Origin of the sequence: Sphingomonas phyllosphaerae FA2 (assembly GCF_000427645.1) — a bacterium.
Taxonomy (GTDB): domain Bacteria; phylum Pseudomonadota; class Alphaproteobacteria; order Sphingomonadales; family Sphingomonadaceae; genus Sphingomonas; species Sphingomonas phyllosphaerae.
Genome location: NZ_KE386571.1, coordinates 2,872,895 through 2,886,400, shown reverse-complemented (window position 1 = coordinate 2,886,400; position 13,506 = coordinate 2,872,895). Strand labels below are relative to the sequence as shown.

General features: G+C 68.5%; 11 protein-coding genes. 7 read left to right on the top strand and 4 right to left on the bottom strand.

Translation table 11 applies throughout. The annotated features are described in order from the left end of the window. Positions 1-84: 84 nt before the first annotated feature. Positions 85-1,389: an adenylosuccinate synthase gene (locus SPHPH_RS0113970; RefSeq protein ID WP_028967246.1), complete on the top strand. Its 1,305-nt coding sequence runs from the start codon at positions 85-87 to the stop codon at positions 1,387-1,389. A 218-nt stretch (positions 1,390-1,607) separates the two neighbouring features. Here SPHPH_RS0113970 and SPHPH_RS20545 read toward each other — a convergent pair whose 3' ends face one another. The 4 genes from SPHPH_RS20545 to SPHPH_RS0113950 form a co-directional block, all read right to left on the bottom strand. Next, the gene (locus SPHPH_RS20545; protein ID WP_051273028.1) at positions 1,608-2,057 is read right to left on the bottom strand and encodes a hypothetical protein; all 450 of its coding nucleotides are present in this window, start codon (positions 2,055-2,057) and stop codon (positions 1,608-1,610) included. 74 nt (positions 2,058-2,131) lie between these two features. Continuing rightward, complete coding sequence (aroC, locus tag SPHPH_RS0113960) at positions 2,132-3,208, bottom strand: chorismate synthase (RefSeq protein ID WP_028967245.1); 1,077 nt, start codon at positions 3,206-3,208, stop codon at positions 2,132-2,134. A gap of 314 nt (positions 3,209-3,522) precedes the next feature. Then, complete coding sequence (locus tag SPHPH_RS0113955; RefSeq protein ID WP_028967244.1) at positions 3,523-5,100, bottom strand: cisplatin damage response ATP-dependent DNA ligase; 1,578 nt, start codon at positions 5,098-5,100, stop codon at positions 3,523-3,525. Position 5,101: 1 nt separating this feature from the next. After that, a complete protein-coding gene (locus SPHPH_RS0113950) occupies positions 5,102-7,165 on the bottom strand; it encodes an AsmA family protein (protein WP_028967243.1) in 2,064 nt (687 codons plus the stop codon). 179 nt (positions 7,166-7,344) lie between these two features. Here SPHPH_RS0113950 and rpmI point away from each other — a divergent pair, with 179 nt between their 5' ends. The 6 genes from rpmI to SPHPH_RS0113920 all read left to right on the top strand — a co-directional run bounded on the left by rpmI (position 7,345) and on the right by SPHPH_RS0113920 (position 13,233). Beyond that, complete coding sequence (gene rpmI, locus SPHPH_RS0113945; RefSeq protein ID WP_028967242.1) at positions 7,345-7,548, top strand: 50S ribosomal protein L35; 204 nt, start codon at positions 7,345-7,347, stop codon at positions 7,546-7,548. A 17-nt stretch (positions 7,549-7,565) separates the two neighbouring features. Then, the gene (rplT, locus tag SPHPH_RS0113940; RefSeq protein ID WP_028967241.1) at positions 7,566-7,931 is read left to right on the top strand and encodes a 50S ribosomal protein L20; all 366 of its coding nucleotides are present in this window, start codon (positions 7,566-7,568) and stop codon (positions 7,929-7,931) included. Between the two features lie 592 nt (positions 7,932-8,523). After that, positions 8,524-8,835: a GIY-YIG nuclease family protein gene (locus tag SPHPH_RS0113935; protein WP_028967240.1), complete on the top strand. Its 312-nt coding sequence runs from the start codon at positions 8,524-8,526 to the stop codon at positions 8,833-8,835. 4 nt (positions 8,836-8,839) lie between these two features. Then, complete coding sequence (gene pheS / locus SPHPH_RS0113930; RefSeq protein WP_028967239.1) at positions 8,840-9,940, top strand: phenylalanine--tRNA ligase subunit alpha; 1,101 nt, start codon at positions 8,840-8,842, stop codon at positions 9,938-9,940. A 58-nt stretch (positions 9,941-9,998) separates the two neighbouring features. Then, the gene (gene pheT / locus SPHPH_RS0113925; protein ID WP_028967238.1) at positions 9,999-12,362 is read left to right on the top strand and encodes a phenylalanine--tRNA ligase subunit beta; all 2,364 of its coding nucleotides are present in this window, start codon (positions 9,999-10,001) and stop codon (positions 12,360-12,362) included. Beyond that, positions 12,355-13,233 (top strand): aldose 1-epimerase family protein, encoded by an 879-nt coding sequence (locus SPHPH_RS0113920; protein WP_028967237.1) that lies wholly within the window; start codon positions 12,355-12,357, stop codon positions 13,231-13,233. The genes pheT and SPHPH_RS0113920 overlap by 8 nt, the downstream gene beginning before the upstream one ends. Positions 13,234-13,506: the final 273 nt, after the last annotated feature.

The window sequence follows — 13,506 nt, the reverse complement described above, 5'->3', positions numbered from 1 at the left end:
GCCACCGACATTCCTGAACCGCCCGCGTGCCGAGTCCTGTCGAAGGGCGCGCGGGTTCGCAGCGGCAGGCGGGGAATCGCATCCATGGCAAATGTGGCAGTCATCGGCGCGCAATGGGGCGACGAGGGCAAGGGCAAGATCGTCGATTGGCTGGCGGAGCGCGCCGACATGGTCGTCCGCTTCCAGGGCGGGCACAATGCCGGGCACACGCTGGTGGTCGGCGAGAACGTCTACAAGCTCTCGCTACTGCCCTCGGGGATCGTGCGCGGCACGCCGTCGGTGATCGGCAACGGCGTGGTGCTCGATCCCTGGGCGCTCAAGGCCGAGATCGAGCGGCTGGCGGCGCAGGGCGTCACCGCCACGCCCGAGACGCTGCGCATCGCCGACAATTGCGCGCTGATCCTGCCGTTCCACCGCGATCTCGACGGGTTGCGTGAGGATGCGAGCGGCGCGGGCAAGATCGGCACGACGCGACGCGGGATCGGGCCGGCCTATGAGGACAAGGTCGGCCGCCGCGCGATCCGCGTCTGCGATCTGGCGCATCTCGACGATCTCGGGCCGCAGCTCGACCGGCTGACCGCGCATCACGATGCGCTCCGCGCCGGCTTCGGCGAGCCGCCGATCGACCGCGACACGCTGGTCGCCGAGCTGCGCGCCATCGCGGATTTCGTGCTGCAATTCGCGCGTCCGGTATGGCGTGATCTCAACCTCGCCAAGGAAGCCGGCAAGCGCATCCTGTTCGAGGGCGCGCAGGGCGTGCTGCTCGACATCGACCACGGCACCTATCCGTTCGTCACCTCGTCGAACACGATCGCGGGCAGCGCGGCGGGTGGCTCTGGCCTTGGGCCGGCGGCGGTCGGCTTCGTGCTGGGGATCGCCAAGGCGTACACCACCCGTGTCGGCTCGGGGCCGTTCCCGACCGAGCTGGACGGCGATGGTCCGGATGGGGCAACTGGCGAGCGGCTCGGCACGCGCGGGTACGAGTTCGGCACCGTCACCGGACGGAAGCGCCGTTGCGGCTGGTTCGACGCGGTGCTGGTCCGGCAATCGGCGGCGGTCGGCGGGATCACCGGGATCGCGCTCACCAAGATCGACGTCCTCGACGGGTTCGAGGAAGTGAAGATCTGCACCGGCTATCGTCTGCGCGGCGAAGTGATCGATTATTATCCGGCGCATGCCGCCGATCAGGCGTTGGTCGAGCCGGTCTATGAGACGATGCCGGGCTGGCAGGAGTCGACCGCGGGTGCGCGCAGCTGGGCCGACCTGCCCGCGCAGGCGATCAAGTACATCCGCCGCGTCGAGGAACTGATCCGCTGCCCGGTGGCGCTGGTGTCGACCAGCCCGGAGCGCGCCGACACGATCCTCGTCCGCGATCCGTTCGCGGACTGATCAGTGACGGCGAACGGCGGCGGATACATGCTTCCGCTGCCGTTTCTCGTCGGCGTGCTCCTGCGTTCGCAGGAACACGGACTGCCTGAGATTTATCGTACAGCCCGCAAACGCCGTCGCCCCGGACTTGATCCGGGGCCCCGCTGTTCCTTCTGTCGAGAAGAAGCGGGCCCCCGGGTCGAGCCCGGAGCGACGGTTCGAGGTCGGTATACCAACCTTTAGTTACGCGGCCCCGGCTGGGTCGCCGTGCCGGCCGCGCCGCCCTGCGGCAGCTGATCCGGCGGCGTGTTCGTCGCCTCGGTCGGCTGGCCCTGCTGCGGCTGGCCCATCGTGGTGCGCGAGTTGGTCACCGCGTCCGGTCCGGTCGTCGTCGTGCTGTTGTTGCGCGCGCGGCGCGACGAGCGCGTCGTTGTCGTCGTGGTGCGATCGGTCGACGTGCTCGGCGTGGTGGTCTGCGGCGAGGTGGTCATGGGATCCATCGTGGAGCCGCCCATCGTACCGCCGGGCTGCTGACCCATCGTTGAGCCGCCCATCGTGCCACCGGGCTGCATCGTGCCGCCCATCGTTCCGCCGGTCTGGCCCATCGTGCCACCGGCACCGGTCGTCTGCGCCACCGCGGCGACGGGAAGCAACAGGGCAGCGGCGGTCATCGCGATATAGGTACGCATCGAACCTCTCCTTGTGGAATGGCTCGTCAACGATGCGCGAACGCCGAACGTTCCTGACAATCGACGCGGATCGCCTAACGCATGCCACATTGGGCGCGGTGGAGCAACGCCTGATCGGCGAGCACCAGCGCCACCATCGCCTCCACCACGGGCACGCCGCGGATGCCGACGCAGGGATCGTGGCGGCCCTTGGTCATCACCTCGGTCGCGGTGCCGTCGCGGGTGATGCTGGCGACGGGCGTCAGGATCGAGCTGGTCGGCTTGAACGCGACGCGCACGCGCACCGGCTGCCCGGTCGCGATCCCGCCCGCGATCCCGCCGGCATGATTGGCGAGGAAGTCGGGCGTGCCGTCCGCGCCGGGGCGCATCGGATCGGCGTTCTGCTCGCCCGACAACGCCGCGGCCGCGAAGCCGTCACCGATCTCGACGCCCTTGACGGCGTTGATCGACATGCACGCGGCGGCCAGTTCGCTGTCGAGCTTGGCGTAGAGCGGCGCGCCCCAGCCCGCCGGCACGCCGGTCGCCTCGCACGCGATCACCGAGCCCAGCGACGATCCGGCCTTGCGCGCGGCGTCCATCTTCGCTTCCCAGCGCGCGGCGGCACCGGCATCGGGGCAGAAGAACGGATTGGCGTCGATCTGCGCATCGTCGAATGCGGCATAGTCGATCGAGTCACCGCCGATCGCCTCCACCCACGCACGAATGCGCACCTGCGGCACCACCAGCCGCGCCACCGCCCCCGCTGCAACCCGCGCCGCGGTTTCACGCGCCGACGACCGCCCGCCGCCGCGATAGTCGCGGAAGCCGTATTTGGCGTCATAGGCGTAATCGGCATGCCCGGGGCGATAGGCCTGCGCGATCGCCGAATAATCCTTCGAGCGCTGGTCGACATTCTCGATCATCAGGCTGATCGGCGTGCCGGTCGTCCGCCCCTCGAACACGCCCGACAGGATACGGACCTGATCGGGCTCCTGCCGCTGCGTCGTGAAGCGCGACTGGCCGGGGCGGCGACGATCCAGCCACGGCTGGATATCGGCCTCGGTCAGTGCGATCCCCGGCGGGCACCCGTCGACCACCGCGCCGAGTGCCGGGCCGTGGCTCTCGCCCCAGGTGGTGAAACGGAAGACGCGGCCGAAGGTGTTGAAGCTCATGGAGCCGCGCTTTGCCAGAAGCGGGGGGCGGGGGACAGACCCTCCTCCGTCATTCCCACGTAGGCGAGACCTATGCGAAACCCGCTTTCTGTACCCCGGCGAAGGCCGGGGCCCAGTTGGGGGACGCTGATGATGCGCGTCGCGCGTCGTTCGATAGGCCTTCCCAACTGGGCCCCGGCCTTCGCCGGGGTGCAAGAAGGGGACTTTTGCAGAGGTCCCGCGAAGGCGGGAATCCAGACGCGCAGGTCTATCGATAGAAGCGAAACACCAGAGGTTCTGGATTCCCGCCTGCGCGGGAATGACGAAGAGTGGGGTCAGGTCACCAGCTTCTTCAACCCCGCCAGCGTATCTGCCTCCGCCGCTGGCTTGTCGGTCCTGATTCGCGCAATCCGCGGGAAGCGCATCGCCAGCCCGGACTTGTGCCGTTTCGATTCGTGGATCGAATCGAACGCGATCTCCAGCACCAATGTCTTCTCGACCTCGCGCACCGGGCCGAACCGGTTGAGCGTATGCTGGCGCACGAAGCGGTCGAGTCGCGCGATCTCCTGATCGGTGATCCCCTGATACGCCTTGCCGACCGGCAGCAACTCGCCATCGTCGGTCCAGCAGCCGAAGGTGTAATCGCTGTACCAGCTCGACCGCCGCCCATTGCCGCGCTGCGCGTACATCATCACGCAATCGGCGGTCAGCGGATCGCGCTTCCATTTGTACCACAGTCCGGTGCGCCGCCCCGCGACATACGGCGAATCGCGGCGCTTGAGCATCATGCCCTCGATCGCCGCGTCGCGCGCGCCGGCGCGGATACCTTCCAGCGCGGTGAAATCCTCCGCCTCGACCACGCGGCTGAGATCGAAGCGTTCGGGATCGAGCCGGGCGGCAAATGCCTCTAGCCGCACGCGGCGCTCGGTCCACGGCAGCGCGCGCAGGTCTTCATTGCCGTCGAACAAGATGTCGTAAAGTCGCACGAACGCCGGCGCCTCGGCGAGCATCTTCGCCGACACGACCTTGCGCCCGAGCCGCTGTTGCAACGCGTTGAAACTGCCCGCCTCGCCGCCCTGAAAGTCGCCGCGCACCATCAACTCGCCATCAACGACGCCATGCGTCGCGAAGGCGGCGGCGACGTCGGGGAAGGCGCGCGTCACATCGTCGCCGGTGCGGCTGTAGAGTCTCGTCTCTCCGGCGACGTGGACGAGCTGGACGCGGATGCCGTCCCACTTCCATTCCGCGGCATAGTCGGCGAGGTCGACGCGCAGGTCGTCTAGTGGATGCGCGAGCATGAACGGGCGGAACACCGGCACGTCGGCGGCGGTCGGCTGCGCGCCGGTGCCCTCCGCCCACGCGAACAGCGTGGGGTAGGGCGGCTCCAGCCCATGCCACACTTCCTCGACCGCCTCGACGTCGAGCCCAAACGCATCCGCCAGCGCCTGTTTGGCGAGCCGCGACGACACGCCGACGCGCAAGCCGCCGGTCGCCATCTTGAGCAGCGCGAATCGCTCCTCCGCGTCGAGCCGGTCGAGCATCGCCGCCAGCACGGCGGGGGCATCGGAGCGTGACAAATGCGCGAGCCGGTCGACGACGTTCGCGACCGTCAGCGGCTCGGCGATTTCCGGCGGATGGTCGGGCTCGGGCCAGAGCAGCGACACCGTCTCGGCGGTATCGCCGACATAGTCGCGGCTCATCCGGAACAGCACCGGGTCGACCCGCGATTCGACCAAGGCACGGATCACCGCCGGCTTGACCCCGGGCAGGTCGAGTTCGCCGGTCAGCGCCGCCATCGTCCAGCCGCGATCGGGATCGGGCGTATCGCGCAGGTAATCGCCGATCAGCTTGAGCTTGGCATTGCGCGACCGGGTATAGATCAGCGCGTCGAGCAGGGCGGCGAAGGCGTGCACGTCAGAAGATGCCTAGGAATTTCTTGCGCTTCTGACCCTCAACCTTGCCCGCGCCGACATCCTTGCGCGGTTTGCCGTTGATGTCGCGCTGCGCCGCGGCGGGCCGGGCGGCGAGCACCGGCCCGCATTGCGCCGCCTTGGCGTCACCGGGATCGACGAACGCCAGCAGCGCGGCGACCGGCGTCGCGACGATCGCCAGCCCCAGACCCGCCCCGGCGCGCGCCACCAGCTGTGGCGAGATCACGTTGAGCGACGGCGACGCGAAATAGCCGCTGACCCCGACCGGCGACTGACCCGAGAACAGGCTGAACTTCTTCGCATCGGCGCGGAAGGCGAGGTCGAGCGCCTCGCTCCTGAAGCTGAAGCCGCCGTTGCCGAGGATCACGTTCTTCTTGGTGTCGATCAGGATCGGGTCGGTCGCCGCGACGCCGTTGCGCACGGTGAAGGCGACCAGCCCGCAATTGATCTGCACCGGCTCCTTCAATTCCTGCTCGAACATCTTCTGGATGAAGACGCCCAGGTCGATCTCCGCGAGCTGGACGTTGCGCGTCCACAGGCTGCCGCTCGGGATGACGAAGGCGATGCGGCCATTGGCGGTCGACAGCGAGTCGTGGATCGTATCGCCGCGCCCTTTCAGCTGGATGCGCCCGCGGATCGTGCCGCTGGTGCCCGATTCGGCGACGCCATAGCCCGCAAGCAACTGCCCGAGCGGCGTGGGGGCAAGCCGCACGTCATAGCTGACCGCGCTCGGACGCTGCCGCGTGTCGAACACCGTGTCGGTGGCAAGATTGCCGCGCGCCATCGACATCGTCAGCGGCGACAGCGCCAGCCGCCCGCGCTCCAGATCGAGCACCATGTCGATGTCGGAGATCGGCAGCCGTTTCGAGCGGACCCGGTCGATATGCCATTTCAGATCGGCGTCGAAGCGCTGCATCGTCGCGATCGGCAGCGCGGCGTCGGGCAGGACCCGCGCGGGTGCGGCCCCGGTCGCGGCGGCGGCGGCGACCGCGCCCTTCTCCGCGACGATATCGGGATTGTAGCCGATGAACGGCGCGGCATCGACGATATCGAGCTGGCGCGTGGTCAGTTGCGAATCGAGGTGGAGCCGTTCGCGATTGGCGATCGTCAGCTGCCCGCGGACGTCACTGTCGCCGAACGTCCCGCGCAAATGCGTGAAGCGATATTCCGGCCCGCTCTGCACCAGTTGCGCACGCAATCGGTAGGTGCGCGTGTTCGGGATCGCCACGCCGATGATGTCGAGCAAGGTCGCAAGATTGCGCCCGCGCGCCTGCACCGCCAGCGGCACGTTCTCGAACGCCGCGATGCTCGGCAGCGTCCCCGCGACGTCGAGCGTGTTGCCCGCCGCCCGCGCGCGCATCACCAGCTCGTTCTTGCCGCGCGCAACGGTAGCGTCGGGCGACAGCAGCCGCGCGACGACCGTGAACGGCGTGCCCCGCAGCCGTCCACCCCCGTCCAGCCCGACCGCCTGCCCGATCCGCGCATCGGTCGAGCGGATCGTGTCGAGCTTGACGTCGGCAAGCAATTGCAGCCGCGGATCGAGGTAGCGGACCTGCGTGCCGGTGACGGTCGCGCGATCGATGCGCGGCAGGTCGAGCGGCTTGCCGCCCTTCTTCTCGCTGAACGTCCAGCTGTTGTGGTCGTGCGCCTTCGTCCATTCGAGATCGACCGCGCCGTTGGTCAGGTCGAGCCAGTAGAGCCGCCGCTTGCCGAACAGCAGCGACAGCGGCGCGATTCGCGTGTCGATCCGGTCGGCGGTGAACAGATAGGGTCGCGTCGCCCACGCCGGATTGGCGATCGCGAGCTTCTCGGCATAGAATTTGATCTTCAGCGGCGCGAAATAGAGCTGGAAGTCGCCACCGACCGTCACCGGGCGGTTGGTCAGCCCGCCGACGACGCGCTCGAACGTGCCCTTCAGGAACCGGCCCTTGGTGATGAACAGCACCAGCCAGATCGCCGCCAGCGTCGCGACCAGCACCACCGCGACGTTGCGCGCAATCCGCCGCCAACGCGGTTTGGTCTGCGGCGCGGGTGCGGTCGTTGCCATTGCGGTACAATCGCGAGATCGCGGCGCGGGTTCCCTGCGTCCGCTTCCCCTCGGTGGTTGCTTTCCGGGCGGTGTGTCGCTATGCGGCCCGCTTCCGAGCGATCGGCGGATACGGACGGCCCGGCCAACGAGGGCTGCCGCGGCCGTCTCAGTCGATTCGCGCAGCAGAAAGGATGAAAATGCCCAAGCTCAAGACCAAGAGTGGCGTGAAGAAGCGCTTCAAGCTGACGGCCACCGGCCTTCTGAAGCACGGCGTCGCTGGCAAGCGCCACCGCCTGATGAGCCACAACGCCAAGTACATCCGCCAGAATCGCCGCACCAAGGTGCTGTCGAAGGCCGACACCGCCGCGGTGAAGGCCTGGGCGCCCTACGGTCTCAGCTGAGCGAGAAGGAATAAGATATGGCACGCGTCAAGCGGGGCGTAACCACTCGCGCCAAGCACAAGAACATCCTGGAACAGGCCAAGGGCTATCGCGGTCGTCGCAAGAACACGATCCGCGTCGCCCGTCAGGCGGTCGAAAAGGCCGGCCAGTACGCCTATCGCGACCGCAAGGTTAAGAAGCGCACGTTCCGTGGCCTGTGGATCCAGCGCATCAACGCCGGCGTCCGCGCCGAGGGTCTGACCTATTCGCAGTTCATGCACGGCCTGAAGCTGGCGGGCGTCGACCTCGACCGGAAGGTCCTGGCCGACATCGCGATGCACGAGGGTGAGGCTTTCACCGCCATCATCGCGCAGGCGAAGGCGGCACTCCCGCAGGCCGCCTGATCGCGGACGGCCCGTGCCTGCGACAGCAGGCGCGGGACTCGTCACGGCGGGCAGCGGATCGGCTACGCCGATCTGTCTGACGGCGTGACGGATGAGATGCAAAAAAGGCGTCGGTGGCAACACCGGCGCCCTTTTCGTTGTCGTCATCCCCGCGCAGGCGGGGATCCAGACGCGCAGGTCCGTCGATGGAGGCGCAACCGCCAGAGGTTCTGGATTCCCGCCTCCGCGGGAATGACGGAAATGGGTAAGCGCCCCCCGCCGGCAACGAGGCGGCGTCTTCCACCGCCTTGGCCCCGCCGCTAACGTCATCCCCGCGAAGGCGGGGATCCAGACGCGCAGGTCCGTCGATAGAGGCGCAAACGTCGGAGGTTCTGGATTCCCGCCTTCGCGGGAATGACGGAAGTGGGTAAGCGACCCACGCCGACAACGACGCGGCGTCTTCCACCGCCGCGGCCCCACGCGTGACGTCATCCCCGCGCGTAACGTCATCCCCGCGCAGGCGGGGATCAAGACGCGCAGGTTCATCGATAGAAGCGCAGGCGTCAGAGGTTCCGGATTCCCGCCTCCGCGGGAATGACGAAAGGGGCGGGAAATGGAGCGGCAACCATGCGTCTACATCCTCGCCAGCCGTCCCCACGGCACACTCTACATCGGCGTCACCTCGAACCTGCTCGCGCGCCTCATCCAGCATCGCCATGGCACCTTCGAGGGCTTCACGTCACGCTACGACGTAACCCGCCTCGTCTGGTACGAAACCGCCGACACGATGGCCGCCGCCATCCTGCGCGAGAAGCAGCTCAAGAAATGGAATCGCGACTGGAAGCTGCGGCTGATCGAGGAAACGAACCCGCAATGGCTGGACTTGGCGCCAAGCATCGGCTTGGACGGCACGCATGACGGATAACACGATGACCGACACCGACGACCTCAAGACCCATCTGCTCGTCGCGATCGAGGCCTCGGCCTCGCTCGATGCGCTGGAGGCGGTGCGGGTCGATGCGCTGGGCAAGCAGGGGCGCGTCACGCAGCTGCTCAAGACGATGGGCGCGCTCTCCCCCGAGGAGCGCCAGGCGCGCGGTCCCGCGATCCACGGGCTGCGCGAGGCGGTGACCAGCGCGATCGCGGCGCGCAAAAGCCATCTGGAGCAGGTCGCGCTTGACGCGCAGCTCGCCAGCGAGGCGCTCGATATGACGCTGCCCGCCGACGCGCCGCTGCCCGGCACGGTCCATCCGGTCAGCCAGGTGATGGACGAACTCGCGGAAATCTTCGCAGACCTCGGCTTCGCGGTGGCGAGCGGGCCGGAGATGGAGACCGACTGGCACAATTTTGGCGCGCTCAATATCCCGGAGACGCACCCGGCGCGCGCGATGCACGACACCTTCTACCTCGCCGGGCGTGAGGACAGCGATCCCAACGACCGCGAGACGCCACGCGTCCTCCGCACCCACACCTCGCCGGTGCAGATCCGCACGATGCTGGCCAACAAGCCGCCGATCCGCATCATCGCGCCGGGTCGCACCTATCGCTCCGACAGCGATGCGACGCACACGCCGATGTTCCATCAGGTCGAGGGGCTGGTGATCGACAAGGGGATCACGCTCGGCCATCTGAAATGGACGCTGGAGACGTTCCTCAAGGCGTTCTTCGAGCGCGACGATATCGTGCTCCGCCTGCGCCCCAGCTATTTCCCGTTCACCGAGCCTTCGGCGGAGGTCGACGTTGGCTATTCGGTGGTCAAGGGCAAGCGCGTGATCGGCGGGTCGGAAGGCTGGATGGAAGTGCTGGGCAGCGGCATGGTCCATCCGAAGGTGATCGAAGCATGCGGGCTCGATCCCGACGAATGGCAGGGCTTCGCGTTCGGCTGCGGGATCGACCGGCTGGCGATGCTGAAATACGGCATGGACGATCTGCGCCCGTTCTTCGACGGCGATATCCGTTGGCTGAAGCATTACGGGTTCAGCGCGCTCGACATGCCGACCCTGTCGGGTGGCGTCGGTACGCCGGCTTGATCGTCATCGAAGCAACGATATTAAGCCTCCTGCCTGCGCAGGAGCGACGGGAAGTAAAATGAAATTCACCCTCTCCTGGCTCAAGGACCATCTCGAAACGACCGCGTCGCTCGACGAGATCGTGGTCGCGCTCACCAACATCGGGCTGGAGGTGGAGGGCGTCACCGACCCCGCCGCCAAACTGGACGGCTTCACCGTCGCGCGCGTGCTCACCGCCGAACGCCACCCGCAGGCCGATAAGTTGCAGGTGCTGTCGGTCGATGCCGGTGACGGCCCGTTGCAGGTGGTGTGCGGCGCGCCCAACGCGCGCGCCGGGCTGGTCGGCGTGTTCGGCAAGCCGGGCGCGGCGGTGCCCGCGAATGGCATGGTGCTCAAGGTCGCCGCGATCCGTGGCGTCGAATCGAACGGCATGATGTGCTCGACCCGCGAGCTGGAGCTGGGCGAGGATCACGACGGCATCATCGAACTGCCCGCGGATGCGCCGGTCGGCACGTCCTTCGCCGATTACGCCGGGCTCGGCGATCCGGTGATCGAGGTGTCGGTGACGCCGAACAAGCAGGATTGCATGGGCGTCCACGGCATCGCGCGCGATCTGGCGGCGGCGGGGCTCGGTACGTTGGTGCCGCCGACCGTCCCTGAGGTCGCGGGCGAGGGCGCTGGCCCCGACGTGCGGATCGAGGATGCGGCGGGCTGCCCGGCGTTCTTCGCGCAAGGTGTGCGCGGGCTCACCAACGGCGCCGCGCCCGAGTGGATGACCAAGCGGCTGCGCGCGATCGGGCAGAAGCCGATCTCGGCTTTGGTCGACATCACCAATTACCTGACGGTCGATCTCGGTCGCCCGCTGCACGTCTATGACAAGGCGAAGCTGTCGGGCGGGCTGGTCGCGCGTCAGGCGCGCGACGGCGAGACGGTCGAAGCGCTCAACGGCAAGACCTACACGCTGGCGGCCGGCATGACGGTCATCGCCGACGATGTCGCGGTGCACGACATTGGCGGGATCATGGGCGGCGCGCATTCGGGCGTGTCGGACGCGACCACCGACGTCGTGATCGAATGTGCCTACTTCACCCCGGAGGCGATCGCGCGCACCGGGCAGAAGCTGGCGCTGACCAGCGACGCGCGCCAGCGGTTCGAGCGCGGCGTCGACCCGGCGTTCCTCGATGATGGCCTCGCGATCGCGACCTTCCTCGTCCTCGAATATTGCGGCGGCACCGCCAGCGGCGTCACCCGCGCGGGCGAGCCCCCGCTCGGCACGCGCTCCTACGCCTATGATCCGGCGCGCGCCGAGACGCTTGGCGGGCTCGCGGTCGCGCCGGAGCGGCAGCGCGCGATCCTCGAATCGCTCGGCTTTGCGGTCGACGACGCGTGGAACGTCACTCCGCCGACGTGGCGGCGCGATGTGGACGGCACCGCCGATCTGGTCGAGGAAGTGATCCGCATCGAGGGGATCGACAAGGTCGCCCCGGTGCCGCTGCCGCGCACCCCCGGCGTCGCGCGCCCGACCGCGACGCCCGAACAGCGTATCGAGCGCCGCACCCGCCGCGCCGCCGCGGCGCGCGGGCTCGACGAGGCGGTGACGTGGAGCTTCCTCAGCGAGAAACAGGTCGCGCCGTTCGGCGAGGCGGCATGGCGGCTGGCGAACCCGATCAGCGAGGAGCTGAAGGTGATGCGCCCGTCGCTGCTCCCCGGCCTGCTCTCGGCGGCCGAGCGCAATCTGCGGCAGGGCGTCGAGACGGTGCGGCTGTTCGAGATCGGGCGGCGCTATCTCGCCGAGGGCGAGCGCGCGACCGTCGGCGTCGTGCTGGCGGGCGACAAGCGCGCGCGCGGCTGGCGCGAGGGCAAGGCTGCCGGGTTCGACGCCTATGATGCCAAGGCCGAGGCGCTGGCGCTGCTCGCGGCGGCGGGCGCGCCGGTCGACAACCTTCAGGTGATGGGCGAGGCGGGCGCGGCCTTCCACCCCGGACGCTCGGGCACGCTGCGACTCGGGCCGAAGACGGTGCTGGCGGCGTTCGGTGCGGTCCATCCGGCGGTGATGAAGGCGTTCGACCTGTCGGGTCAGGTCGCCGCGGTCGAGCTGTATCTCGACGCGATCCCGGCGAAGCGCGGATCGGGCTTCATGCGCCCGGCCTATGCGCCGCCCGCGCTCCAGCCGGTGCGCCGCGACTTCGCGTTCCTCGTCCCCGCCGACGTCTCGGCCGAGGCGCTGGTGCGTGCGGTCAAGGGAGCGGACAAGGCCGTGATCACGCGCGCGCGGGTCTTCGACGTGTTCACCGGCGCGGGCGTCGCCGAGGGGCACAAATCGGTCGCGGTCGAGGTGGTGCTCCAGCCCGCCGAGAAGAGCTTCACCGACGCCGATCTGAAGGCGATCGCCGACAAGGTGGTCGCCGCCGCCGCCAAGCAGGGAGCGCAATTACGTGGCTGACGACTGGATCCGGATCTCGAACGGCACGCTGACCGCCGCGATCAACCCGCTGGGCGCGGAGCTGTCGTCGCTGACCGATGCCGACGGGCGCGAGCTGATGACCGACGCCGACCCACGCTTCTGGACCGGGCGCGCGCCGCTCCTGTTCCCGGTGGTCGGGATGACCGCCAGCGGCGCGATCAAGGTCGATGGCGTATCCTACCCGATCGCCAAGCACGGCTTCGCGCGGCGCAGCGTCTTCTCGGTGATCGAGACCAGCGCGACGCGCGCGGTGTTCGCGCTGACCGACGATCAGGCGACGCGCGCCGCCTATCCGTTCGCGTTCCGGCTGGAGGTAGCGTTCGAGCTGCGCGACGCGACGCTCGGCATCGAGGTGACGGTCGTCAACCCGGCCGACGCGCCGCTGCCGGCCAGCTTCGGCTTCCACCCTGCCTTCGCCTGGCCGCTGCCCTACGGACAGGACCGCGCCGCGCATCGCATCGCGTTCGAAAAGGACGAGCCCGGCGCGCTGAAGGTGATTGCCGCCGACGGCACGATCGCCGCGACCGAGCGCCCGTCGCCGCTCGATGGTACCGTGCTGCACCTCGCCGACGATCTGTTCACCGACGACGCCCTGGTGTGGGACCCGGTCGCCTCGCAGGCGATTATTTACGGCGTCGACGGCGCACCGCAGCTCCATATCGCGTTCCCCGACACGCCTAAGCTCGGCATCTGGACCAAGCCCGGCGCGGCCTATGTCTGCGTCGAACCGTGGCACGGCATCGCCGATCCGGAGGGCTATGACGGCGAATATCGCGACAAGCCCGGCGTGTTCGAGGTGCCCGCGCATGGGGAGCAGCGGATCACGATGAGCGTCACGCTGGTCGGTTAGGCCATCTCCGTCGCCCCGGGCTCGACCCGGGGCCCCGCTTCTTCTTGCCCGGCGGGTTGAGACAGCGGGACCCCGGGTCAAGCCGAGACCTCTGCGAAAGGCGCCCGAGAAGGCGGGTAAGGCTTTTCTGGCCGATGGGGGGAGCCGTCAAGCGTGCAGGTAGGTGGGTGTATGTCCCCTGCCGAGAAGCCTCGAACGGGTCGTTCAAGCAGCAGCCCGCCGCAGATTATAGGCGATGGCGGCAAGGTCGACCTGGAGGCGGCATCGTTCGAG

Bases quoted from the DNA above. Each gene is read 5' to 3' on its own strand.
- rplT (WP_028967241.1), top strand. From the start codon at position 7,566: ATGGCACGCGTCAAGCGGGGCGTAACCACTCGCGCCAAGCACAAGAAC.
- pheS (WP_028967239.1), top strand. From the start codon at position 8,840: ATGACCGACACCGACGACCTCAAGACCCATCTGCTCGTCGCGATCGAG.
- pheT (WP_028967238.1), top strand. From the start codon at position 9,999: ATGAAATTCACCCTCTCCTGGCTCAAGGACCATCTCGAAACGACCGCG.
- aroC (WP_028967245.1), bottom strand. From the start codon at position 3,208: ATGAGCTTCAACACCTTCGGCCGCGTCTTCCGTTTCACCACCTGGGGC.
- SPHPH_RS0113935 (WP_028967240.1), top strand. From the start codon at position 8,524: ATGGAGCGGCAACCATGCGTCTACATCCTCGCCAGCCGTCCCCACGGC.
- rpmI (WP_028967242.1), top strand. From the start codon at position 7,345: ATGCCCAAGCTCAAGACCAAGAGTGGCGTGAAGAAGCGCTTCAAGCTG.
- SPHPH_RS0113970 (WP_028967246.1), top strand. From the start codon at position 85: ATGGCAAATGTGGCAGTCATCGGCGCGCAATGGGGCGACGAGGGCAAG.
- SPHPH_RS20545 (WP_051273028.1), bottom strand. From the start codon at position 2,057: ATGCGTACCTATATCGCGATGACCGCCGCTGCCCTGTTGCTTCCCGTC.
- SPHPH_RS0113950 (WP_028967243.1), bottom strand. From the start codon at position 7,165: ATGGCAACGACCGCACCCGCGCCGCAGACCAAACCGCGTTGGCGGCGG.